General features: G+C 68.0%; 23 protein-coding genes (1 of these 23 cut by a window edge). 5 read left to right on the top strand and 18 right to left on the bottom strand.

Annotation, left to right across the window (positions count from 1 at the left end):
- From F4Y45_00750 to F4Y45_00795, 10 genes are all read right to left on the bottom strand, one after another.
- On the bottom strand, window positions 1–1154 hold the 5' portion of the coding sequence (locus tag F4Y45_00750) for a tyrosine--tRNA ligase (protein ID MXY23036.1). Its footprint begins 82 nt before the window's first position; the window shows 1154 of its 1236 coding nt (coding positions 1–1154); its start codon is at window positions 1152–1154; its stop codon lies beyond the left edge, outside the window.
- A gap of 71 nt (window positions 1155–1225) precedes the next feature.
- The gene (locus F4Y45_00755; protein MXY23037.1) at window positions 1226–1879 is read right to left on the bottom strand and encodes a phosphoribosylglycinamide formyltransferase; all 654 of its coding nucleotides are present in this window, start codon (window positions 1877–1879) and stop codon (window positions 1226–1228) included.
- Between the two features lie 17 nt (window positions 1880–1896).
- Complete coding sequence (locus F4Y45_00760; GenBank protein ID MXY23038.1) at window positions 1897–2946, bottom strand: phosphoribosylformylglycinamidine cyclo-ligase; 1050 nt, start codon at window positions 2944–2946, stop codon at window positions 1897–1899.
- A gap of 33 nt (window positions 2947–2979) precedes the next feature.
- Window positions 2980–4176, bottom strand: a complete 1197-nt coding sequence (locus tag F4Y45_00765) for a HEAT repeat domain-containing protein (protein MXY23039.1) — start codon at window positions 4174–4176, stop codon at window positions 2980–2982.
- The gene (locus tag F4Y45_00770; GenBank protein MXY23040.1) at window positions 4173–5687 is read right to left on the bottom strand and encodes an amidophosphoribosyltransferase; all 1515 of its coding nucleotides are present in this window, start codon (window positions 5685–5687) and stop codon (window positions 4173–4175) included. Before F4Y45_00770 ends, F4Y45_00765 begins: the two co-directional genes overlap by 4 nt.
- Entirely contained in the window at window positions 5684–7954 is a 2271-nt protein-coding gene (gene purL / locus F4Y45_00775) for a phosphoribosylformylglycinamidine synthase subunit PurL (protein ID MXY23041.1), read from the bottom strand. Before purL ends, F4Y45_00770 begins: the two co-directional genes overlap by 4 nt.
- Entirely contained in the window at window positions 7951–8697 is a 747-nt protein-coding gene (gene purQ, locus F4Y45_00780) for a phosphoribosylformylglycinamidine synthase subunit PurQ (GenBank protein MXY23042.1), read from the bottom strand. Before purQ ends, purL begins: the two co-directional genes overlap by 4 nt.
- Entirely contained in the window at window positions 8694–8936 is a 243-nt protein-coding gene (purS, locus tag F4Y45_00785) for a phosphoribosylformylglycinamidine synthase subunit PurS (protein ID MXY23043.1), read from the bottom strand. Before purS ends, purQ begins: the two co-directional genes overlap by 4 nt.
- Entirely contained in the window at window positions 8933–10312 is a 1380-nt protein-coding gene (locus F4Y45_00790) for an adenylosuccinate lyase (GenBank protein ID MXY23044.1), read from the bottom strand. Before F4Y45_00790 ends, purS begins: the two co-directional genes overlap by 4 nt.
- A gap of 85 nt (window positions 10313–10397) precedes the next feature.
- Window positions 10398–11696 carry an insulinase family protein gene (locus F4Y45_00795; protein MXY23045.1) on the bottom strand — a complete coding sequence of 433 codons (1299 nt, stop codon included), beginning with the start codon at window positions 11694–11696 and terminating at the stop codon, window positions 10398–10400.
- A 49-nt stretch (window positions 11697–11745) separates the two neighbouring features.
- Between F4Y45_00795 and rlmN the strand changes: the two genes are divergently transcribed.
- Window positions 11746–12918, top strand: coding sequence for a 23S rRNA (adenine(2503)-C(2))-methyltransferase RlmN (rlmN, locus tag F4Y45_00800; GenBank protein MXY23046.1), 1173 nt, complete (start codon window positions 11746–11748; stop codon window positions 12916–12918).
- 10 nt (window positions 12919–12928) lie between these two features.
- Here rlmN and F4Y45_00805 read toward each other — a convergent pair whose 3' ends face one another.
- Window positions 12929–13144, bottom strand: a complete 216-nt coding sequence (locus F4Y45_00805) for a hypothetical protein (GenBank protein ID MXY23047.1) — start codon at window positions 13142–13144, stop codon at window positions 12929–12931.
- 230 nt (window positions 13145–13374) lie between these two features.
- Here F4Y45_00805 and F4Y45_00810 point away from each other — a divergent pair, with 230 nt between their 5' ends.
- Complete coding sequence (locus F4Y45_00810; GenBank protein ID MXY23048.1) at window positions 13375–14664, top strand: MiaB/RimO family radical SAM methylthiotransferase; 1290 nt, start codon at window positions 13375–13377, stop codon at window positions 14662–14664.
- A 51-nt stretch (window positions 14665–14715) separates the two neighbouring features.
- Here F4Y45_00810 and F4Y45_00815 read toward each other — a convergent pair whose 3' ends face one another.
- From F4Y45_00815 to F4Y45_00825, 3 genes are read right to left on the bottom strand one after another with little or no spacing between them, the layout of a single operon-like run.
- Window positions 14716–15273 (bottom strand): hypothetical protein, encoded by a 558-nt coding sequence (locus F4Y45_00815; protein ID MXY23049.1) that lies wholly within the window; start codon window positions 15271–15273, stop codon window positions 14716–14718.
- Between the two features lie 18 nt (window positions 15274–15291).
- Entirely contained in the window at window positions 15292–16332 is a 1041-nt protein-coding gene (locus F4Y45_00820) for an SMP-30/gluconolactonase/LRE family protein (GenBank protein ID MXY23050.1), read from the bottom strand.
- A 55-nt stretch (window positions 16333–16387) separates the two neighbouring features.
- Window positions 16388–17332: a sigma-54-dependent Fis family transcriptional regulator gene (locus F4Y45_00825; GenBank protein ID MXY23051.1), complete on the bottom strand. Its 945-nt coding sequence runs from the start codon at window positions 17330–17332 to the stop codon at window positions 16388–16390.
- A gap of 239 nt (window positions 17333–17571) precedes the next feature.
- Here F4Y45_00825 and nhaC point away from each other — a divergent pair, with 239 nt between their 5' ends.
- The 3 genes from nhaC (at window position 17572) to F4Y45_00840 (ending at window position 20592) form a co-directional block, all read left to right on the top strand.
- Complete coding sequence (gene nhaC, locus F4Y45_00830; GenBank protein MXY23052.1) at window positions 17572–19119, top strand: Na+/H+ antiporter NhaC; 1548 nt, start codon at window positions 17572–17574, stop codon at window positions 19117–19119.
- Complete coding sequence (locus tag F4Y45_00835) at window positions 18974–20110, top strand: 1-acyl-sn-glycerol-3-phosphate acyltransferase (protein ID MXY23053.1); 1137 nt, start codon at window positions 18974–18976, stop codon at window positions 20108–20110. The genes nhaC and F4Y45_00835 overlap by 146 nt, the downstream gene beginning before the upstream one ends.
- 212 nt (window positions 20111–20322) lie before the next feature.
- On the top strand, window positions 20323–20592 hold the full coding sequence (locus F4Y45_00840; protein MXY23054.1) for a hypothetical protein: 270 nt from the start codon (window positions 20323–20325) through the stop codon (window positions 20590–20592).
- 34 nt (window positions 20593–20626) lie between these two features.
- On the opposite strand, the gene F4Y45_00845 is transcribed toward F4Y45_00840, so the two are convergent.
- The 4 genes from F4Y45_00845 to F4Y45_00860 are packed head-to-tail and all read right to left on the bottom strand — an operon-like array spanning window position 20627 to window position 24044.
- Window positions 20627–21646, bottom strand: coding sequence for an FAD:protein FMN transferase (locus F4Y45_00845; GenBank protein MXY23055.1), 1020 nt, complete (start codon window positions 21644–21646; stop codon window positions 20627–20629).
- The gene (locus F4Y45_00850) at window positions 21643–22116 is read right to left on the bottom strand and encodes a hypothetical protein (protein MXY23056.1); all 474 of its coding nucleotides are present in this window, start codon (window positions 22114–22116) and stop codon (window positions 21643–21645) included. The genes F4Y45_00845 and F4Y45_00850 overlap by 4 nt, the downstream gene beginning before the upstream one ends.
- On the bottom strand, window positions 22113–22709 hold the full coding sequence (locus tag F4Y45_00855; GenBank protein ID MXY23057.1) for an FMN-binding protein: 597 nt from the start codon (window positions 22707–22709) through the stop codon (window positions 22113–22115). The genes F4Y45_00850 and F4Y45_00855 overlap by 4 nt, the downstream gene beginning before the upstream one ends.
- A gap of 12 nt (window positions 22710–22721) precedes the next feature.
- Window positions 22722–24044: a hypothetical protein gene (locus F4Y45_00860; GenBank protein MXY23058.1), complete on the bottom strand. Its 1323-nt coding sequence runs from the start codon at window positions 24042–24044 to the stop codon at window positions 22722–22724.
- Between the last annotated feature and the right edge of the window lie 73 nt (window positions 24045–24117).

Genomic DNA, 24117 nt, shown 5'->3' on the forward strand with positions numbered 1-24117 from the left:
TCGGCTGGTACCGTGTGGAACCGGTCCTGGATCCTGGCGCCATCCACGCGGACGCCTCCCTGGCCGATCACACGGGTCGCCGCGCCGCCGGACGGGGCGAGACCCGCCGCCACCATGATGGCCGACAGGCGTCGCCCCTCGGGCGGCGTCCGGTCCGTCCATTCGTCCACCTCGTCAGGCAGCTCGCGCCTGGAGAACTGCCGTTCGAAGGCCTCCGCGGCGGCGCGCGCGGCTTCCCCGGAATGGAAGTCGCCGACGATCCGCACCGCCAGGTCGACCTTCGCCTGCTTGGGATGGAGGTCACCCGCGTCGACCCGGGAACGCAGCGCGTCGACTTCCGCCGTCGACCGGTCGGTCAACAGCTCCTGGTAGCTCCACATCAGTTCGTCGGAGATCGACATGAGCTTGCCGAACATCTCGCCCGCCGGCTCGGTTATGCCCACATAGTTCCCGGCTGACTTCGACATCTTCTCGGTCCCGTCGAGGCCAACCAGAAGCGGCGTCGTCATGACGATCTGCGGCTCGACGCCAAACGACGGCATGATGTCGCGGCCGACGTTCAGATTGAAGAGCTGATCCGTTCCTCCCAGCTCGACGTCGGTCCGCAGATGGACCGAGTCGTAGGCCTGCGCCAGGGGGTACAGAAACTCGTGGATCGCGATCGGCTGGCCCGCCTCGTAGCGCTGGCGGAAGTCGCGACGCTCCAGCATCTGGGCCACGTTGTAGCGGGCCGCGAGCCGAATCAGCCCCTCGCTCCCGAGCGCGCCGAGCCAGGAACTGTTGAAGTCGATCACCGTAGCCTGAGGATCGAGCAGCTTGAAGATCTGCCGCTTGTAGGTCTCGGCGTTGGCGTCGATCTGCTCGCGCGTCAGGGGCGGGCGGGTCTTCGAGCGACCCGTCGGGTCGCCGATCAGGCCGGTGAAGTCGCCGATCAGGAAGATCACCCGATGTCCCAGGTCCTGAAAGTGCTTCATCTTCCGGATCAGGACGGTGTGCCCCAGGTGCAGGTCGGGAGCAGTCGGATCGAAGCCCACCTTTATGGTCAACGACCGTCCGGTCTCGGACGCCCCGGTCAGCTTCGCGCGCAGCTCCGTCTCGCGGACGACGTCGACGCACCCCTTGGTCAGGTACGCAATTTGTTCGTCAAGGGTCATCTGAACCATTCATTGTACCGGCGCGCCCGCCAGCGAGTGGCGCCACCCCGCGCTTCAGCGCCCGCTGCGGATCAGGCCGGCGCGATGAAACGGCGGCCTTCAATCCGCCAGCCTCCCGCCAATAGTGTGGCAATCGCCTCCGGATAGATCCGGTGCTCTTCGATCAGGATACGGGAGGCGAGGGTCTCCGGCGTGTCGTCCGGCTCCACAGGGACCGTGGCCTGCCGAACGATCGGCCCATCGTCCAGCTCCGGCGTGACGATGTGAACCGTGGCGCCGCTCACGGCCACGCCGTGCGTCCACGCCTGGCGCTGCGCGTCGAGTCCGGGGAAAGCCGGCAGGAGCGACGGATGGATATTCAGAATCCGGTTCGGGAACGCCTTGACGAACGCCGCGCTCAGGAGACGCATGAAGCCGGCAAGGCAGACGACGTCGACCGAGCGGCGCCGCAGCTCGTCCGCCATGGCCAGGTCGAACGCCTCCCGCGAGGGATAGTCGGTGTGGCGCATGACCAGCGTCTCGACACCCGCTCTCGCCGCCCGTTGCAGACCGGCGGCGCCCGGCTTGTTGGAGATGACGACGGCCAGCTCCGCCGCGAGCCGCCCGCCGGCAATGGCGTCGATGATTGCCTGCAGGTTGCTGCCGCGGCCCGAGATCAGGACGCCGATTCGCCGGCCGCCGATCCCGGGCTCCGCCGCCGAATTGCCGCCCCCGCCGTTGGCCATCGCTCTCCGGTCAGCCGTCAGAAGGACGCGGCCTTGTCGAGCGGGGCGTACTCCACCCCGCACTCACCGGCCCGCACCTCGCCGATTACGCCCGCTCCCACCTCGCCACAGGTGATCAGCTTGGCAACGACGTCGTGCACATCGTCCGGCGCACAGACAATCACGAGGCCGATGCCCATGTTGAACGTCCGGTACATGTCCGCGTCCGGCACCGCTCCCTCCTCCTGGAGCAAGTCGAAGATCGGCAGGCGGGACCAGCGATCCGGATCGATGACAGCCTTGCACCCGGCCGGCAGAATGCGGGGCACGTTGTCGGTCAGGCCGCCGCCCGTGATGTGCGCAATGCCCTTTGTCCGGCCCATGTCGATCGCCGGGCGGACCGTCGGCACGTACGACCGATGCGTCCGAAGCAGCTCTTCGCCCACCGTGCAGCCAAGCGCGTCTACCTCCGAGTCCACGGCGAGGCCGAGTTTGTCGAACAGGATCGCGCGGGCCAGGGTGTAGCCGTTCGTGTGCAGACCGCTCGAGGGCAGGCCGATCAACGCGTCCCCCGGACGGATTGAGCGGCCGTCGAGGATCCGGGCGCGGTCGACCAGGCCGACGACGAAACCGGCCAGGTCGTACTCGTCGTCCGCGTAGAATCCCGGCATTTCCGCCGTCTCGCCGCCGAGCAGCGCGCAGCGGTTCTCCCGGCAAGCGGTCGCGATTCCCTGGATAACCTCCGAAGAGACCTCCGGAGACAGCCGGCCGGTCGCGAGATAGTCGAGAAAGAAGATCGGTCGAGCCCCCTGCACCAGGATGTCATTGACGCAGTGGTTTACGAGATCGGCGCCTACCGTGGCGTGGACACGGGCCGCGAACGCGACCTTCAGCTTTGTCCCGACGCCATCGCAGCTTGCCACGAGCACCGGTTCGTCCATCCCCCCGAGTTCGGGGCGGAACAGCCCGCCGAACGTCCCTATGTCGCTCAGCACGCCCTCGCTGAACGTGCTTCGGGCGAGGTGCTTGACCCGCTCGACCACCGTCTGGCCGGCATCTATGTCTACCCCGGAGGTCTTGTAGTCCATCGTCCGCAGCCCGTCGTCAACCGCTGCCCGCGGTCAGAACTCCAGCACCTCCATCGCCCTCTCGACGGCCGCCCGCACCTGGCCCGATTGCCCGTCGGCCCAGTAGAGATCCCGCATCAGGACGTAGAACCGCTCCTCCGCCAGGTCCTCGTCCAGCATGTCGAACGCGTCGCGCAGGAGCAGCAGTACGTCTTCCAGATCGCCCCGCGCCACGATCGCCTCCAGCGCCCGTTCCGGCGTCCGGAGCGCAACCGCCCCGAGCGCAAGGGCGATCGGCGCGCGCCCGGGATCAGCCGCGCCCACACCGGCGTCCAGCAACCCGCCAAGCGCCTCGGCATGTCCCGCCATCGCGAGTGCGGCCGCGGCCGACGACGCCGCACGCAGCAGTTCCGGGTCGCCGCCGGCGCCGCTCGCACCGTACTTCAGGGTTCCGACGACATAGTCCACCTGGCTCCGGCAATCGACCCCGAGCAGGCAGGTGGTAGCCGAGACGATCGGCTGATCGGGATCGTCAGGGTCCACCGCGGTTCCCGCGAGTGCCCGGAGCGCCCTCTCGTCTCCGATCTTGCCGAGGGCAAGAAGCGCGTCGTCCCGCAGCGGTCCCTCCTCGGAAGCGAGAGGCAGCAGTTGGTCGACCGCCCAGGCGGCGCGCTGATCGCCAAGCGCCTCGATGACGGCCGAGCGAAACGCCGACTCGCCCCGGTTGATGTCGGCCGTCAACTGCCCCCGCACCGCCGGGTCCGCGGAATGCGCGGCGAGCGCCCGAATCAGTTGCGGCCGGACGAACTCGGAGGCCTCCTGCTCCAGGGCCCCGAGCAGCCGGCGCGCCAGGGACGGGTCGGGACGGTACGCCGCCGCTTCGTAGGCCACGGCGCGAACGCGGTCGTTCAGCGACTCGAGCGACTCGCGGAAGTACGCGTCTACTCGCGGATCGGGATAGCCGGAAAGGATCACCGCGGCGCGAAACTGCACGTAGCTGTCAGGATGCGTCCGGGCCGCTTCGAGCAGCGCCGGCACGACGATCCCAGCGTCGGTCCGCCGCACGACGCGCGACGCCTCGGCCCGGACCTGATAGCTGAAATCGCCCAGCGCGGTGATCGCCTGTGCCAGATCAGGTGGCGTCTGAGCGTAGACGGACGCTCCACCCGCCGCCGCGCCGGCGATCACCCACGCGCAGGCGGCGACCGCCAGGGCTTCACCACGGGCTCGCGGGGAAAGGCGCACCCTCACGGTTCATCCTGCAACCCGCTGCCCGCCTCGGGCGCCATCTTGAGCACCATCTGCATGTAGGCATCGGAATCCTGCGGTGGGGGGACCGGGTACTGGCGCGTATAGCAGGCAGTGCAGTACTCGACGTTCCGCTCGCCCACCGCGGCGCGCAGCCCCTCGACACTCAGGTAGGCCAGCGTGTCGGCCCCCATGAAATCCCGAATCTCGTCGACGCTGCGGGAGGCCGCAATCAGTTCGTCGCGATGGGGTGTGTCGATGCCGTAGTAGCAGGGCGCCACCGTCGGCGGGCAACTGATCCGCATATGGACTTCGGTCGCGCCCGCCGCCTTGATCATGGCGACAATCTTCTGGCTGGTGGTGCCTCGCACGATCGAGTCGTCCACGAGTACCACCCGCTTTCCTTCCAGAACGTTGCGGACCGTGTTCAGTTTCACCTTCACCTTCAGTCCGCGGACCGCCTGGTGCGGCTGAATGAAGGTGCGACCCACGTAGTGGTTCCGGATGAGCCCCATCTTGAGCGGAAGGCCGGAGCTCTCGGCGTACCCGATGGCCGCTACGAGGCCGGAGTCGGGAATGGGCACGACAACGTCGGCGTCGACGGCCGATTCCTTCGCCAACCGTCGGCCCAGGTTCGTCCGCACCGCATTCACGCTCTGGCCGAAAACGTAGCTGTCGGGCCGCGCGAAGTAGACATGCTCGAAGACGCAATGCGAAACCTGGGTCGGCGGGAACGGTTTGTACGACCGGAGGCCGTCGCGGCCAATCACCAGCACCTCGCCGGGCTCGATCTCCCGCTCGTAGGTGGCGCCGATCAGGTCCATCGCGCAAGTCTCGGAGCAGACGACGTAGGCGTCATCGATACGGCCCAGCGCCAGTGGACGGAATCCGTGGGGGTCGCGCACGGCGATGAGGTTCTCCGGTGTCAGCAGGACCAGCGAGAACGCGCCGCTCACCTGCGAGACCGATTCCACGATCGCGTCCTCCGGCGTGGCGGCGGTGGACTTGGCGTAGAGATGCAGCACCACCTCGGTGTCGCTATTGGTCTGGAAGATCGAACCCTGCCGGACCAGCCGCTCGCGAAGCTCCGCCGCGTTCACCAGGTTGCCGTTGTGGCAGAGCGCTATCTGGCCGTGCGCGCAGTCGATCAGGATCGGCTGCGCATTGACGATCCGGCTGTCGCCGAACGTCGAGTACCGCACGTGGCCAATGGCCGAAGCACCCGGGAGGTTGGCGAGCAGGCCATCGTTGAAAGTGTCGCCCACATAGCCCATGGCGCGCGAGAGCTTGACGCGGCCGTTGTTCGCCGATGCGATGCCGGCGGACTCCTGGCCACGGTGCTGTAGCGCGTACAATCCGAGATAGGCGAGAGACGACGCGTCCGCATGGCCATGGATGCCGAAGACGCCGCACTCGTCGTGGAACTTGTCGTCGTCCAGCGGCTCGCACCGCGCCCGCGTGGTGACGTCCCGTTCCCGCCCGACCACCGACGCGTGCCCTTCCCCTGCACTCATGCGGCCGTCTCCTCAAAGTGACGCGACAGGCCGGTCGACCAGGCCCGTTCCGCCTCCGCGAGCCCAACGTCGACCAGCGCTTCCGTTCCTCCCTCGATGGCAAACCGCAACCGCTCGCCGCCGGTCCGCCCCAGAACACACGCCGGCACGCCAGCCGCGGCCGCGACCGCGGCCACCCGGTCGGCGTCCGCTTCGCGCACCGACACGACAATCTGCGACGCCGCCTCGCCGAAGAGCGCCGCGGCCGCCCCTCCCGCACCGGGAGCGGCGGGTGGCAAAGTCACATCGCCGCCGATTCCGCCGTCGCTGTCGAACGCGCATTCGGCCACCGTCACCGCCAGGCCGCCGTCGCTGCAGTCGTGCGCCGATCGGATCAGCGACTCGGCCGTAAGCATCAACATCAGTTGCTGCAGCGCCCGTTCGTCGGCCAGGTCGATTGCCGGCGGCGCGCCCCGAACGACGCCATGCACCACCTTCAGATACTCGCTGCCGCCCAGTGTGCCGCCTGGCGGCCCAAGGAGCAGGATGACATCGTCCGCCGCGCGGAACGATCGTCCCACACACCGGTCCGCATGGTCCATTATCCCAACCACGCCCAACACCGGCGTCGGAAGGATGGCCTGACCGTCGGTCTCGTTGTACAGGCTGACGTTCCCGCCCGTTATCGGGATCTCCAGCTCCCGGCAGGCATCGCCCATGCCGGCAATCGCGCGTGCGAATTGCCACATGATCTCGGGCCGCTCCGGGTTGCCGAAGTTGAGGCAGTTCGTCGCGCCGACCGGCTGTGCGCCCGTGCAGACGACGTTGCGGGCCGATTCCGCGACCGCGAGCATCGCGCCGCGGTGCGGGTCGAGCCAGCAGTACCGTCCATTGCCGTCAACGGAAAAGGCCAGCGCGCGGCGGGTTCCCTTGACCCGCACGACACCCGCGCCGGCTCCCGCCGGCGCAATGGTGTTGGTCCGGACCATGTGGTCGTACTGCCGGTAGATCCAGCGCCGGCTGGCGATGCCGGGTGACGAGACAAGGCGCAGGAAGCTCTCGCTGGTCACGGCGTCCGCCGCCAGCGCGGCGGTGTCGAGCGCTTGCCGCTCCGCCAGATCGTCCGGCTCGCGCACCGGCCGGTCGTACAGCGGCGCCTCGTCGGCAAGGGGCCGATTCGGAATCTCCGCCACCACCTTCCCGCCGTCGCGGACCCGCAGCAGGCCGTCTCCCGTGACGTCGCCGATACGGACCGCGTGCAGATCCCACTTCTCGAAGATGCGGTCCACCTCCGACTCCCGTCCCTGCCGGACGATGAACAGCATGCGTTCCTGCGATTCGGAAAGCATGATTTCGTACGGCGTCATCTTCGACTCGCGCTGCGGCACGCGGGCCACGTCGATGTCGATGCCGGCGCCGCCGCGCGCTCCCATCTCGCACGACGAACAGGTCAGCCCGGCCGCCCCCATATCCTGGAGGCCGACCAGCGCGTCGGTGCGCAGCACCTCGAGGCAGGCCTCGAGCAGCAGTTTCTCCATGAATGGATCGCCCACCTGCACGTTGGGACGCTTCTCGGCGGAGGCGTCGTCAAACTCGGCCGACGCCATCGTGGCGCCATGGATCCCGTCGCGGCCCGTCTTCGCTCCAACGTAGTAGACCGCGTTGCCGGTTCCCTCCGCACGGCCACGGATGACGCCCTCCGCCGGCGCAACGCCGAGGCAAAAGACGTTCACCAGCGGATTGCCGGCGTAGCTCTCGTCGAACCCGACCTCGCCGCCGATCGTCGGCACCCCGATGCTGTTGCCATAGCCGGCGATCCCGGCCACGACGCCGTCGATCAGCCGGCGCGTCGGCCCGGTTTCGGGCGGTCCGAACCGGAGCGAGTCGAGCAGCGCGATCGGGCGCGCGCCCATCGTGAAGATGTCGCGGATAATCCCGCCCACGCCGGTTGCCGCCCCCTGGTACGGCTCGATGAACGACGGATGGTTGTGCGATTCAATCTTGAAGACGGCCACCAGGCCGCCGCCGATATCGATCACGCCGGCGTTCTCGCCCGGCCCCTGCACCACTCGTGGCCCGGAGGTGGGGAGCGTCCGGAGGTGGATTCGGGAACTCTTGTAGCTGCAATGCTCCGACCACATGACCGAGAAGATGCCCAGCTCCAGCAGGTTCGGATGGCGGCCGAGGATGGCGACGATCCGGTCGTACTCGTCCGGCGTCAGCCCGTGCGCCGCGATCGTCTCGTTATCGATCCGCACCGCGCCGGGCACCGCGTCGCGACCGGTCATCTTGCGGTGGGGCCCGCCACGGCACGGCCGGGCACGGCGGCTGCGAGGCCGTCCCGAGCCAGCGCGGCGGCGACCGACTCGAAGATGATGCGGCCGTCGGTACTGCCGACCGCCGCCTCGCACGCCCGCTCCGGATGCGGCATCAGACCGACCACGTTCCGGGCGCGGTTCGCAATGCCGGCGATCGCGCCGACCGACCCGTTGACGTTCCACGCTTCGTCGAGCGCGCCGTCGGGCGCCGTGTAGCGAAAAATCACCTGGCGGTGCACACCCAGCTCGGCCAGCGTGGCCTCGTCGGCGTAGTAGTTCCCTTCGCCGTGCGCGATCGGAATGCGGAGGACTTGTCGCTCCGCTGCCAGGCCGGTGAACGGGGTGTCCGTCGCCTCGACGCGCAGGTGCACATGCTCGCAGATGAACTTCAGATCGCGGTTCCGTCGCATGCCGCCGGGCAACAGTCCCGCTTCGAGAAGGATCTGGAACCCGTTGCAGATGCCGATCACCGGTCCGCCCGCCGCCGCGAACTCGACGACGCGCTGCATGATCGGCGAGAAGCGCGCAATGGCGCCGGTCCGGAGGTAATCGCCGTAGGAGAAACCTCCCGGAAGAACCACGAGATCGGCATCCGCCAGCGAATCCGCCTTATGCCAGATCAGGTCGACGTCATGACCGAGCACGTCGCCGAGCGCGTGGGCGGCGTCGTGGTCACAGTTCGATCCCGGGAACACGACCACCGCCGCCTTCACGCCTCCACCTCCACCCGGTAGCTCTCGATCACCGGATTGGCGAGCAGCCGATCGGCCACCTCGGCGCCGAGTGAACGCGCCTCGTCGGCGGACGCCGCGTCGATGTCCAGCTCGAAGTACTTTCCCTGGCGGACATCGCGCACCGCGCCGTAGCCGAGCGACTCAAGCGCGCCCGTGATCGTCTTGCCCTGCGGATCGAGAATCGACCGCTTCAGGGTGACGTACACCTTCACCGTCACGAGGCTGTATCCCGCGCGCCGGCGCCGACGGGTTCCCGGCCATCGCCCGCGTCACCTGCATCGCCCTCGCCGACGGCGTCGCCCGCGGCAAACGCGCGGTCCATGATCGTGTCGACATGCCGGAGCTGCACATCGAGGTCGAACGCCTCCTCGATTGCCTCCGGCGGCAGCGCGGCGGTCACTTCCGGGTCGTCGAGCAGCAGCGTCTTGAAGTCGCGCTGCTCGTCGTGCGACCGCATGGCGTTCCGCTGAACCAGCAGGTACGCGTCCTCGCGCGACACCCCCCGCTTCGCCAGCTCCAACAGCACGGTGCCCGAGAAGACGACGCCGCGAGAGCGCTGCAGGTTCTCCAGCATCCGTTCCGGATAGACGACCAGGCCGCGGACGATCCGGGTGAATCGCCGGATCATGTGATCGAGCGCGCAAAAGCTGTCGGGCAGAATCACGCGCTCGACCGAGGAGTGGGAAATGTCCCGCTCGTGCCAGAGCGCGATGTTCTCGAGGGCGGCCATGGCGTTCGCGCGCACCACGCGCGCCAGCCCCGTCACCTGCTCGCACCCGATTGGGTTCCGCTTGTGCGGCATCGCCGACGAGCCCTTCTGTCCCCTGGCGAACGGCTCGGCCACTTCACCGATCTCGTTCTTCTGCAGGCCCCGCACCTCCACCGCGAACTTCTCGAGGGACGCCGCGGTGATCGCCAGCGCACCGAGCAGGTCGGCATGGCGGTCACGCTGGATTACCTGCGAGGCAACCGGCGCCGGAGTCAACCCGAGGCGGTCGCAGACGCCCCGCTCGATGGCCGGATCGAGATGCGCGTAGGTTCCGACCGCGCCGGACAGCTTCCCGACGCTGACTCCCTCCCGAGCCCGCACGATCCGGGCGCGACCCCGCCCGAGTTCCGCGTACCACAGCGCCAGCTTGACGCCAAACGTCATCGGCTCGGCATGGACGCCGTGCGTCCTCCCGATCATCGGTGTGCGCCGGTGCGCATCCGCCTGGGCACGCACGGCGGCGCGCAGGCCGTCGAGGTCGGCGAGCAGCAAATCGCAGGCCTCCCGCATCTGCAACGCCTGTGCCGTGTCGATCACGTCGGACGAGGTCATGCCGAAATGGAGCCAGCGGGCCGAGGGTCCCACGACTTCCGCAACTGCCGTCGTGAAGGCGATGACGTCATGCTGCGTCGTCTCCTCGATCTCGGCCACTCGCGCCGCAGCGACCGCTCCCTTCTCTCGGATATCGCGTGCCGCATCGCGCGGGATGAGGCCGTGCTCGGCCATTGTCACGGCGGCGGCGATCTCGACGCTCAGCCAGGTGTCATAGCGACGCTGCTCCGTCCAGAGGCGTCCCATCGCGGCCGGCGTGTAGCGGGGAATCATCGGCGCTGCCTCATCCTCTTGTCTCCACGCCGTTCAGCCGGGATGCATCGCCGCTCGACTGTAGCAGGGGTTCCACCACGGCCTCCTAACCCAGGTCGAGCCGGGAAGGCTCTATCGGCTCGGCGACCGGACCGACCAGCGCGCCGCCTAGCGCGCCGTTACGGAACAGGTCGTTCGCGACGCGTTGGACATCCCCGGCGGTCACCGCCGCGTAGTTCGCGAGCGCCTCCGTTACCGTCATGTGCCGGTCGTAGTACATCTCCGCATGGGCGAGCTCCGCCATCCGCCCGCCTGGACTCTCGAAACCCAACAACAGGTTGCTCTTTACGTGATCCTTCGCGCGCTGCAACTCGTCCTCCGGCGGAGGCGTGTTCTTGAAGGCGCGCAGCGCCGCAACAATCAGATCGACCACCTCACCCACCGAAGGCTGTCCGCAGCCGGCGTGTATGGTCACCAGGCCGGCGTCACGATAGGCGATCATGCCGCTTCCTACCGAGTAGGCAAGACCCCGCTGCTCGCGGATCTGCTGGAACAGGCGGGAGCTGGTCGGCCCTCCCAGCATGTCGATGAGGAGCGCAAGCGCGTAGCGGTCCGGATGCCGCTGCGGGTAACCGCGCGTACCCAGACAGACTTGCACCTGCTCCAGGCCCTTGTCGCGCACGTCGAGCCGGACGCCGGTCCGCGGTTCCACGTCCTCCACCGGTTCGCATCCGGTCGGCACGGCAGCGAATGCCTCCCCCACGAGCGCGCCGAGGTGGTCCGGGTCGACGTTCCCGGCCGCGGCAACGATCAGGTTCTCCGCCCGATAGGCCCGGCCGAAGTAGTCATTCAGGGCGGCCCCATCGAACGCGGAAACCGTCGCGGCGGTTCCCAGAATCGACCGGCCAAGCGGATGGCCGGGAAAGAGCCCGGCAGTGAGCAGTTCGTAGGCGAGGTCTCCCGGCGTGTCCTCAACCTGATTGATCTCTTCGAGGACGACGTTCCGCTCCCGCACGATCTCCTGCTCCGGGAACACGGGATGCAAAAGGAGATCGCTCAGCAGGTCGACGGCGTGCGGCACGTGTTCATCCAGGGTCAGGATGTCGTAACCGGCGCTCTCGTGCGATGTGTACGCGTCGAGATTGCCGCCGATGCTGTCCACCTCCTGCGCGAACTGTTCCGCCGTGCGCGTGGCCGTCCCCTTGAACAGCATGTGCTCCACGAAGTGCGCGATGCCTCCCTGGGCGGGATCCTCGTGCCGCGATCCGCGCGCCAGCCAGACCCCCAGACTGACGGAGCGGACGCCAGGCATCGGGTCGATCAGGAGGCGGAGTCCGCTCGGCAGGACCCGTCTCGTGATCGATCGCTCGGTCCGATCGGGAGGGGCTACTGCCGCCGTCGCCACGGGAGCGGGACGACCAGTCGTTGGGGACACGTAAACGTCTGTAAAATCTATGGTTAAGGAAATCTCTGGAGATGTCGATCATATCATGGCAGCCTTCCGCGCGGCAATGGCGCGTATACGATTGGCGCCATCCACCGGCCCGCATGGCATGACGACGCACGCGGTCTTGACCGAACTCGAACCGGAGGCATTGGCGTCCGCACTCGCCGCGCTCGACGCCCCAGGGTTCCACGCCCGGCAGATCTATCAATGGATCTACCGCCGCGGGATCACCGACTTCGCCCGAATGACCGACCTCTCCGGCGACCTTCGCGCTCGCCTGGACGACACCTTCACCATCCCGACTCCCGACGTGGTCGCACGGCATGACTCCACCGACGGCGCGGTGAAGTTCCAGCTTCGCTTCGACGACGGCCGGGAAGTGGAGACAGTATTCATTCCGGACACTCCGGCGATGACCTTCTGCGTCTCGACGCAGGTGGGCTGCGCGATGCAGTGCGGCTTCTGCCTGACCGGGAGGATGGGACTCCTGCGGAACCTCACGGCGGGCGAGATCGCGGCGCAGGTGCGGCTGATGGCCCATGCGCTCGACCTGGCCGGCCGTCGCTTCAACATCGTGCTGATGGGGATGGGAGAACCTCTCCACAACTACGACGCCACCATGAAGGCCCTCCGAATCCTCGCCGCGGACTGTGGCCTGGCGGTCCACCCGCGCCGCGTGACGCTCTCGACGGTCGGCGTGCTGCCGGCGCTCGAGCGGCTGGCGCACGAGCCGCTGATGCCGAACCTGGCGGTCTCGCTGCACGCGACGACGGAAGCGCAGCGCGACCGTCTCGTTCCGGTCAACCGGGCTTATGGCCTGGCCGACCTCATCGCCGCGTGCCGCCGCTTTCCGACGAAGCGGCGAGATCGGATCACCTTCGAGTACGTCCTGTTGCAAGGCGTCAACGACAGCGTTGCCGACGCCCGGCGGCTGGGCCGGCTGCTGCATGGAATCCGCTCGAAAGTGAACGTGATTCCGCTGAACGAGGCGCCCGGCATTCCGTACCGCCGGCCGACCGACGCCGAGGTCGACCGCTTCGCGCGCACGCTCGCCGGGCGGGGCGTCACCGTCTCGGTCCGCAAGAGTCGCGGCCGCGACATCCGCGCGGCGTGCGGACAACTGATTGTGGGCGGGACGCGGCCCAGCGCTGGTCAGCGCGCCGCGGCGCTGCTGCCGTAGCTTCCAGCGTCTAGCCGATGAAGCGAAGGACGGCGCCGATGGCGGCCATCGCGCCGACCAGGCGCCACGTCAATCTCGCTTCCAGTGCGGCCAAGTCCGCCTTGGTGGCCATGTCGCCGTTGTGGCAGCCGGCCGCGGCGGCAATACCGGCAGTGATGGCGTCCACCTGCGCCGACGTCAACTGGGTGGCGCTCAATGAACGGGCAATCGCATGGGTGTCAAGCATGTTGAGGTCCCCTCCGATAATCGGTAGACCCCCCAGCGCACGCGACGGTAGTCCGCCCAGCGGTGCGGGTGATTCTTCTTCCTCACCTTGAAGTTCGACTATACACCTGTAAACCGCTGGAGGCGCCCCAGTATCCCTACCCGCGATGCTGCAAGCTTCATTCCGTCGCGCGCGCCAGCACGGGTTCTGGGAGGAGTAGCAGGCTCCCGCCGGCTGTATGATCGCGAGCCGTGACGTTCGCGATCATTACGTTCGGGTGTCGGGTGAACCAGGCCGACTCGTTCGGGCTGGAGAGCCGGCTGCGTGCAGCGGGTGCGAGCCGCGCGCCGGTGGAACACGCCGACCTGGTGGTCGTCAACAGTTGCACGGTGACCGCCAACGCCGATCAGGGGACGCGGCAGGCGATCCGGCGGATCGCGCGGGTGAACCCGCGAGCCCGAGTGATCGCCACCGGCTGCTACGCCTCGCGCGACGCTGAGGCGGTGGCGGCGCTGCCGGGCGTCGTCGCGGTGGTGCCGAACGCGGAGAAGGAAGCGCTGGCGGAGCGGATCCTGGAGGCTGCCGCTCCCACGACGGCGGTCCGGTTCGGCGGCGGCGATGGGGCATGCGGCGCCCTCATCCCGCCGGGAGAGCATGGCCGGACCGCCTGGACGCTGCGGGTGCAGACGGGATGCGACGAGAAGTGCGCCTACTGCATCATTCCGTCGACCCGGGGCGGGGGGCGGAGCGTGCCGCTTGCCAGGGTTCTCGACGAGGTGGACCGGGCGGTGGAAGCGGGCTATCGCGAACTGCAGTTGACAGGCGTGCACCTCGGCTCGTACGGCCGCGACCTCGATCCGCCGTCGTCACTCGCCGCGTTGCTGCGGGCCCTCGACGCACACGCGTCCGATCTGCTCGTCCGGATCAGCTCGCTGGAGCCGATGGACTGCACGCCGGAGGTGGTCGAGCTGGTGACCGGCAGCCGGCGGTTCGCGCCCCACCTGCATCTGCCACTGCAGCATGCGAGCGACGCAACGCTGCGGCGGATGCGCCGGCCGTACACGCTGGGCGCCTACCGCCGCGTCGTGGACGACGTCCGCGCGCGCCGGCCGGATGCCGCGATCGGGAGCGATCTGGTGGTCGGCTTTCCGGGCGAGACCGACGCCGATTCCGACAGGACGCTCCGCTACGTCGCCGAGAGTCCGATCACCTACCTCCATGTGTTTCCGTACTCGGACCGGCCGGGCACCGAGGCAACCGGCATGCGGGACAAGGTGCCGGGCCCGGTAATCCGCGAGCGGGCACGCGCGCTGCGCGACGTCGGCGCGGCGCTGTCGGCGCGGTTTCGCGCGTCGCAGGTGGGGGCGGTTCGCGACGGCCTGACGCTGGCCGGCGCCGCGGACGGGACGGGCGGCGGCACGACCGTCCTGACCGACAATTACCTTCGCGTCCACCTTTCCGATCCGCTTCCCGGCAACGAGCGGATCCGCGTGCGCCTGACCGGCGCCGGGGAAGCGATGACGGGCGAGCTCGTTCCGTAGGGTGCGTCGACGCTGCCGCCCGATCCCGGCGGGCGGCTGGGTGCGTCCGCTCTACTGGGTCGCCTCGCCGTAGCCTTCGAGCACCTGATCGAGGGCGAGTACGCGCCGCACCGCGTCGCTGATCGCCCGGCCGGTGAAGGAAGAGCCGGCAATGGGCCGGATGCCGGCGCGGATCCGCAGAGAGTCGTGAAGGACCTGGTCGTCGAACTGGCGGAGGAAGTCGGATGGCGCCATGTACTGGGCCGGCTCGAAGAAGACGGTGACGTCGACGCGCTTGATCCGGCCCTCCGTATCCAGCGAGATGAGCAGGCTCTGCCGTTCGGTCTTCGCCGTGTGCGTGTCGATGTAGGCCCGCCCCACCACGTCGTCGCCATCGCGCGCGATGTAGCGCGGAAAGATCCGCCCGTGCATGCCGACCCGCGCGATGGCGGCGACCGCGGACATCTGCTCCGGCTCCAGGATCACGCGATCCCGCGTCACCACCGAGCCGGGATAGGCGAGCTCGAGCGCTTCCGCGCGCGTCATCACGCCTTCCTGAGCGTGCGTCCGCGCCGCCGACGCCAGGAGCGACAGCGTGATTGCGAGCGTAGCCGCAACTGGTCTGAGCATCGCCACGCCGGGCGCGGCTTACCGGCCCGGCATCAATCCGGTCACTTCCGTCCGGACCCGGTAGAGACCGGTCCGCGCCGTCATGTAGAGGGTGCGGCCGTCGTTGCCGAAGGCTGCGTTTGCCGGCTGCTCGTCGGGGCGGACGGTCCCGAGAAGTTCGCCTTCCGGACTGATCACGGCGATGCCGCCCGGGCCGCTTGCCCACAGGTTGCCCATCGTGTCCACCGCAAAGCCGTCCGGGACGCCTGCATCTTCGCTGTCGGTGAGGTCCAGCAGAACGCTTCCCTCGCCGACCGTCAGGTCTTCATTCACGGGGTACGCCATCCAGATGCGCGCTTCCTGATCCGAATTGGCCACGTAGAGCGTCTGTTCATCGGGCGACAATCCAATGCCGTTCGGCCGCGTCTGCCCGTCGGCCAGCAGCGTCACCGTCCCGTCCGTGTCAAGGCGGTAGATGCCGTTCCAGTCGAGCTCGGCCGCCTCCGGACTGGCGAGACCGTACGGCGGATCGGTAAAGAACGCGGCGCCGCTCGAGTGGTAGACGATGTCGTTCGGGCTGTTGAGCCGCATGCCGTCGTACCGGTCCGCCAGCGTGATGCGCGTGCCGTCGGCCTCGATCCGCGCGACGCGGCGGTTGCCGTGCTCACAGAGGACGACGCGGCCTTCGCTGTCGACGGTCAGTCCGTTCGATCCCCCCTGGCCATTCGTCTCGAGCTCGGGCAGGAAGACAGGATCCAGGAAGACGCTGGAGCCCTCCCGCTCGGACCACTCGTAGACGCGGTCGGCGGGGATGTCGCTGAAGAGGAGGGAGCCGTCCTCGGCGCCTCCAATCCAGACCGGCCCCTCAGTGAACTGAAAGCCCTCGCTCACTTTCTCGACGACCGCGCCGGCTGCGACCAGGCCTTCGAGACCATCTACGGTCCCCGCCTCGTCGAAAACCGGTGGCGCGTCGGCCGACGGTTCAGGTGCGGGCGCCGGCTCCTCGGCCGGTCCGCCGCACGCGGCGAGGAATCCCGCGGTGATCAACGCCAGGGTTGTCATGGTAAGTTCTCGACGCATCAGTAGTCCTCCACTCTTGTCTGAACCGATCTTAACGAATCGGAAGAGGGGAGTATCACGGCACCGGTTCGATCTTCAACCGCCGCCGCTTTGCACGCAGCGTCTTCAGCGAGATTCCCAGTCGGTTGGCCGCGGCGGTCACGCGCCCGTCGACGGAATCGAGCGCCCGGACGATCAAGGCGCGTTCCACTTCTTCCAGAGCCGTTGCCAACGGCTGATCCGTCGAGAGCGTTACCGTCTCGCGCGACACGTCCGGCGGCTCCGGCGTGCTATCGCCGTGCTCGAGAAAGGGAAGGCGTTGCGTCGTTATGCGCGTTCCCCCGGGGGCAAGCACCACAAGGCGATGCATCTCGTTCACCAGTTGGCGCACGTTGCCCGGCCACGGGTACTGCATGAGGGCCTCCATGGCATCGCCGGACATCTGAAGGCGCTGCCTGCCGTAGTGTGTCGCGAACAGGTGGAGAAAGTACCGGACGAGCGGCGGGACGTCACGCCGCCGCTCGCGCAGCGGCGGAAGGTGGATGTGGACGATGTTCAGGCGGTAGAACAGGTCCTTCCGGAACCGCTGCTCCTTTACCCTCTGCGCCAAATCGGCGTTGGTAGTGACTAGAATGCGGACATCGACGATGGACGGGCGGGACTCTCCTACCGGATGCACCTCGCGGCTCTCGATCAGGCGGAGAAGTTTCGGTTGCACGCGCGGGTCGATGTCGCCGATCTCGTCGAGCAGCAGTGTGCCGCCGTCGACGCTCCGTACCACCCCGAGCGCATGTTCGTGCGCGCCCGTGAACGCGCCGCGGCGGTGGCCGAAGAGCTGTGCATCGACCAGGTCGGCCGGCATGCTGGTGCAGTTGTACGGAGCGAAGAGCTCGCGCGGGCGCCCGGAGTGGTTGTGTATGAAGCGCGCCAGCACTTCCTTGCCGGTGCCGGTCTCCCCGGTGATCAGGACCGGCAGGTCGCTTGGCGCCGCTTGCCGCGCGAGGTTCGTGAGTCGACGCATTTCGCCCGAGGTCCAGACAAGATGAGGAGAACGAACCGCGCGGGCCGCCCCCCTGGGCGCGTAGCGGCTCGTCGGACTATTCCGCTGTGCCCTGAGGTTCCTGGTGGTGTTCACAATCCGGTCGGGTGGGGGCGTCTGACACGCCGACGAAGAAATGAACAATGGTGATGGGCTGAAGCAGGTAGTGTTTTATCACACCTGCGGTAGCACCATCCAGATCGGCGCAACTACCTGTCTCCATGCCTGACTACCCTGCCGGGGAGCGCCCCGACGTACCCCTGCATCTGGCGCTCGTCCCGGTCGTTCTGCTCATCGCGCTGCTTGGCGCTTCCGTCTACCTGTTCGGGGACGATTCATCGTCCGGGCCGAACCAGATTGCGCTCGTGCTCGGCGCCGCGGTCGCGGCAGTCGTCGGCCTGGTGGGCGGTCAACGTTGGAAGGACCTGGAACGGGCGATCAGCCAGGGCGTTTCCACCTCGATGGGAGCGATCCTGATCCTGCTGACGGTGGGATCGGTAATCGGCACCTGGATCCTCGCCGGCGTCGTGCCGACGATGATCTACTACGGGCTGTCGATTCTGGCGCCCTCGGTTTTCTACGCCGCCGCCTGCGTTGTCTGCGCGGCGGTGGCGCTCGCCACCGGCAGCTCGTGGACAACCGCCGGCACGGTCGGCATTGCCCTCGTCGGCATCGCCGCGGCGTACAACCTCAACCTCGGCCTGGCGGCCGGCGCGATCATCTCGGGCGCGTACTTCGGCGACAAGATGTCGCCGCTATCGGACACGACGAACCTGGCGCCCGCCGTCTCCGGGACGGAGCTCTTCACGCACATCCGCCACATGGTCTGGACGACGACGCCCAGCTTCGCCATAGCAGTTGTGCTGTTTGCCGTCGCGGGAGCGGTCGCCGGCACGCCGGAGGGGACGGGTGATGTAGGAGCCGTCCTCGCCGCGCTCGACTCGGCGTTCATCATCGGTCCGCACCTCCTGATACCGGTGGGCTTGGTCCTGGTGCTGGTGATCCGCAAGATGCCGGCCTTCCCGGCCCTGCTGATCGGCGCGCTCACGGGCGGACTGTTCGCCGTGCTGTTCCAGCCGGAAGCCGTACTCCGCTACGTTGGCGAACCTGAGCTGCCCCGGCCGGTGGCCCTGGTCAAGGGGGTCTGGCAGGCGCTCTACGGGGGTTACGCGCTCGACTCCGGCAATCCCGTGCTCGACGACCTGCTGTCGCGGGGTGGAATGGCGAGCATGCTCACCACCGTCTGGTTGATCATGACCGCCATGATGTACGGCGCGGTACTGGAGGCGACCGGCATTCTGCGGACTCTCGCCGGCCGGATCCTCCGCTCGGTCCGGAGCACCGGGTCGCTCATCAGCGCCACGCTCGCCACCTCGTTCAGCATCAACGTTCTGGCGTCGGATCAGTACATCGCGATCGTCCTGCCGGGACGCATGTTCAAGAGCGAGTACGAGCGTCGCCGTCTCGATCCCAAGAACCTGTCGCGCACGCTTGAGGACTCCGGAACCCTCACCTCGGTCCTGATCCCCTGGAACACCTGCGGCGCGTTCATGGCGCAGACGCTCGGCGTCTCCACGCTTACCTATGCCCCGTTCGTTTTCTTCAACCTGATCAACCCGTTCGTTGCGGCCTTCTACGGCTTCGCGCAGATCGGCATCGCGCGGCTGCCGCAATCGGCGCCCGGCGCAGCAGCGGCGGCCGGCGCAGGAGCGGCGCCCGACGCAGACGTCGCCGCGGCCGACAGACATTCCGCGGGTGACCGCCCCTGAGCGGCGGTCCGAACCGAGAACCGTCGTGCAGTCCCCCGAAGGCGATCCTCTCGTCAGCCGTGACCGGCTGATCGACACGGTCATCAAATCCCTCCCGGAGTTCGACGCCGGGAGCGTCAAAGACATTCGCCGACTGTTGAATCGCGAGGTCGACGGGGCCGGCCCCGATGCCCTCTATGCGCTCAACCGGCGACTCGCAAGCGTCGGTTCCGACTGGAGCTACTACCCGCGGGATCCGCTGGCCGGCCGAATTCACGAGCTGCTCGCCGAGCGGGTCCTCAACAAGGGTTCGCGGATCGTGGGTCCCCGGCACCTGCTGAGGGTCGCCGGCGAGCCCGTCGTCATCTTCGCCAATCACCTGTCCTACGCCGACGCCAATCTGCTGGACGTGCTCATGAGGCGCGCAGGCGCCGTCGCGCTGGCCGACCGTCTGACGGTCATTGCCGGACCGAAGGTCTACTCGAGTCTCAAACGGCGTTTTTCCAGCCTGTGTTTCGGCACCGTCAAGACGCCTCAGAGCAGCGGACTGTCAACGGAAGACGCGGTCATGTCCCCGCGGGACGTGGCCCGCGCCGCGCGCCAGTCCATCGAGATCGCCCAGGAGCGGCTTCGTCAGGGCGAGGCGCTACTGGTCTTTGGTGAAGGGACGCGAAGCCGCGACCGCGGCCTGCGCAGGATGCTCGCGGGAGCGACACGCTACCTGGTGGAGGTTCCGGGGACGTGGGTGCTGCCGATGGGCATTGCCGGCACCGAGACGCTGTTCCCGGTCGGCGCCGAGAAACTGCATCCGACCGAGACCGTGGTGCGGGCGGGGCGCCCCGTCCTCGCCACCACCCTGATGGAGCGGGCCGGCGAGGACCGGCAACTGGCCATGGACGTTGTCGGTCTCGTTCTAGCAAGCCTGGTCCCCGCGGAGTACCGGGGGGAATACGGCGATGACGCCGCCGGCTTCGATCACGCGCGGCGGCTTGTCCAGACGCTGTACGCGTGAACTCTGACCGGGCTCATTCGCCCGCCCGGGCCCAGGCGACGAGTCATGCCTAGCCGCCATTGTGCGACACCCGCGACCTGTATAGTTGACTTCAGTGGGCAAGAAAACTTCAGTCCGCAACCAGGTGTTCGCCAATGCGAATCACCTGCCTTTCCAGCCGGGCTTCCGTAGCGAGCGTTGGAGGGTCTGCCGATTAACGGAGGGACCCCAACATGCTTGATACCCACGCAATTGCTCGTTCGTTGAGCGCCACCAAGCTTACGCCCGCTCAGGTGGACGCCATCACGGCCGGGATCGCCGCCGCGGCCGAACGCGGTAGCGGCGACGCGGCAACCAAGGCAGACCTGGCCGCGACGCGCGCGGACGTTACCGCAGAGCTTGCCGTACTGCGTGCGGAAGTGGCCGCACTGGAGACCCGGCTTACATGGCGCCTCGTCGGCGCGATGGCCGCCATCGGCGCCGCCCTTCGCTTCATCGGCTAGACGTCGCCGGTTCCGGTAGTAGCCGCCCGGCCCGTCAGAAACGCGCTTCGAAGGCGGACGTCGCGCGGACGTCGACCTCGTCCACCTCGTCGGCTATGAGAAAGCAGGCGGCGATCCCCCGCGCCTCCGCCCAGGCGATGCCTTCCTCCGGACCCATGACGTAGAGGGCAGTCGAGAGGATATCGGCGTCGAGTGCGCGCTCGTGCCACACGCTGACGCTGAACGGTTGGCGCGCCGGCGCGGGACGCCCGGTGCGTGGGTCAAGGATGTGACCGATGCGCGTGCCGTCCGGCAACGTCAGGTCGCTCTCGGAGCCGCCGCTCGTGGCGAGCGATCCCTCCGACAACGTGATTTCGAGCGCGGCCTCGTTCCGTTTGACCGGATGGGCAATCGCGACCGGCCAGCTCCCGCCCGCCACGGCCACCTGCCCGCCGAAGTCGATCATCCACGCGTCGGCTTCGGCGCCCTCCGCGCGGCGCACCCGGTCGATCGCCTCACCCTTGCCGAACGCGCCCGCATCCAGTGTCACGTCGGCCGTGCGCGTGATCGCACATTCCGCCGCGCCGCCGAGCCCGACCGTCAGATGTTCCCAGCCTGCGTTCCGGCGGGCCGCCTGCAGCGCGGCGTCATCCGGCTGACGACCCTCGCCGCGCAGATTCCAGGCCTCGATCAGCGATCCAATCGCCGGGTCGAACGCACCGCCAGTTGCGTCGTGCCAGCTCTCCACGCGCTCGAGCAGATCGCAGACCGCAACCGGCGCGGACATCGCTTCGCCCACCGGTTGCCGGTTCAGCCGTCCAAGCACGCTGTCATCGCGCCAGGTGCTCAACTCCGCCTCGGCCGCCTCCACGACACGCACCATCCGTTCGAGCTGCCGCAGCCCCGCCGCGCGATCCGCCGCATCGGCCGCGAGGGTCGCGATGGTTCCCATCAGATAAACGGACCGCTCCACCGGCACGGGAGCGAGAGTGGTGGTTCCCGGCGCGCCGCCCGCGCCGAGCAGGAAGCCGGCCAGCAATCCGTACGCGGCGCGCCGCGCGGCGCGCCGGGTCATGTCGAAACCCGTGCGGGAGCGCCAACGCCGTGCGTGCCGGACGGGAGCCGGTTGATGCGCCAGCCGTTCAGCCAATGGCTCGTGTAGCCCAGCAGGAAAACGACGCTCGCCGCGACGTGCGTCCAGACGGCAACGCTGAGCAGCAAGGCCGACGTCACCACCTGAATCAGGTACCCGGAGAACGCCATGATGGAGAAACTGACGAGCGACGTCCAGCCGGTCCAGCGGTTAGCGGGGTCGGGCGAGTAGAGCTTTCGGAACGTGTGCGACCGGAACACCATCCCGAAGAACGCGATGAAGAACGGGGCCGCGATCACATGCGCGGTCAGCATCGCCGGTTCCCACGGATGGTTGACGATCGCGAACGGATCGTCGGTTGCCAACAGGTACTTCATCCAGAAGTAGACGATGCCGGTCGCGGCGACGGTTACGTGCAGCGTGTTGAAGGACCAGCGCTCCCACCAGGTCACGGCGCCGCCTCTCCGCTGCCAGCGCCCGAGCCGGCCTGGAGTACCCGGTCGAGGGCGAGGATGCGGCGAACCGCCTCGTTCACCGAGCGCGTCGTCAGCGTGGCCCCGGCGATGGGACGGATCGCGCGCTGAATCGCCAGGTCGTCGTCCAGCGGCTTCTCCAGGTACTGGTTCCTCCATCGCTCAGAGGGGATGTACTCCGGCGGCTCGAGAAACGCGGTGACGTCGATGCGCCGAACCCGGCCGTCCGCCTCGAGTGAAATGAGCAGGCTCGCCCGCTTCGTACGGACCACGTGCGTATCGACGTAGGCGCGGCCCACAACCGCCCCGCCCTCCGTCGCGACGTAGCGGGCGATGATCTTCGTCACCAGGTCGCCGCGGGCGAGATCGGCGATCCGGTCCGCCTGCGCGTCGGTCAGATAGACCCGGTCGGCGTCGATCGCCGCGCCCGGGAAAACCTCCGAGAGCGCCTCCTCGCGCGACACGACACCGGACTGCGCCGACGCCGCGCCGGCGGCGAGGATGGACATCGTCACGGCTGCGATCGCCGCGCGGCGCCACGTCGTCCATCCTCTGCCCACCAGTCGCGTCATGGCCCCTGCCTGTCAGAATGCGTAGCCGACATTGACGTTGAACTGGTTCACGCCGCTGTCGACCGTGTTGTTCACCCACATGTGATCGACCTTCAGGACGATTCCCGGCACCGGCTTCAGCTCGACGCCGAGGGTCGTGTAGGTGTTGTTCTTCGAAGGATTGCGCGTGAAGCCGGCGGCCACCGCCGCCTGGGTGTCCACTTTCTCGTAGCGGACATACGGCGTAAGCCCCACGCCTCCCGCCTCCGGCACCTGCGACAGGAGGTCGTAGCCGAGCTGCACGTAGCCACCCTTCATGGACTCGCCGACACCGTTGTTGCCCGTCAGGCCGAGCACGTGGTTCAACTCGGCGGTGTCGTCGAGACTCGCCTGCGCATAGAGGGCACGGATGTCGAGCCCGCGCACCTGCGCCTGTCCATGCAAGTCGAAGATGCTGGTGGTGACCGGGTAGATGACGTCGTCGATCGCGATGTCGCCCTGTCCCGACCCGCCGTTGTAGAAGCTTGCTCCGAAGAACACGCCCGGTGTCGGCGTGATGTCGAGCCGCCCGGTGAACGCCATGTTGTCGGCCTTCGCCTTGCCGCCCTTCTGCCGGCCGCCGCGGACGCCGCTCGACGAGAAGGCGGAGCCGTTGAATCCGTTGACCACGTAAGCGCGAGCTGAGACCAGCTCGTGGGCGAAGTAAAAGCCGCCGCCGTTCTCCCGCCACGTGCTCGGGATGATGCTCTTCTCGGTCACCGGCCGCTCGGCCCCGATGAAGACGGTCGGCTCGTGGAACTCGTTCACCAGCCCCATCGGGATCAGCAGCATGCCGGCGCGCAGTCCGAAGTTTTCGGTCGCGAGATAGTCGACGTAGGCGAACTCCACGAAGATCTCCTTCGCGTGCTCCACCTCGATCTCGGAGTTGAAGAGAAACTTGTCGTTGAAGCGGTAGCCGAAGTACATGATGGCGCGCAGGTAGTCGAACTGCGACGTCTTGTCGGACGCGTAGTTCTCGTACAGCGCCTCGCCATAGCCAGCGATCGACACGCCCGCATCCTGCGCGTAGGCCGCGGCGGCAGAGGGCGCCAGCCCTAGCGCGCGCGCCCGATCAATCGTCACTTCACGATCCGGCTCGCCGCTCCGCAGCCGTTCCACCTCCTCGGCCAACAACTCGATCCGGCGCTCGAGTTCCTGTACGTCGGCCTGCTGTTCCGCTTCGACCTCGGTCTCGGCCTCACCCTCCTCGGCTGATTCGGCCTCTTCTGGGCCCCCCGTCTGCGCGAACGTCACGCCGGCGCCTGCCAGGACCGCCAACGCCACGAGCGCGATCACCACCTTATGCTTCCGTTCCACAGTTACATTCACCGCGCAACCTCCATTCGCGAATGGTTGCGCAGCGCCCGGCACGCCCCTAGAATGGAGCGGC

Source organism: Acidobacteriota bacterium, from assembly GCA_009838525.1.
Lineage (GTDB): Bacteria > Acidobacteriota > Vicinamibacteria > Vicinamibacterales > UBA8438 > VXRJ01.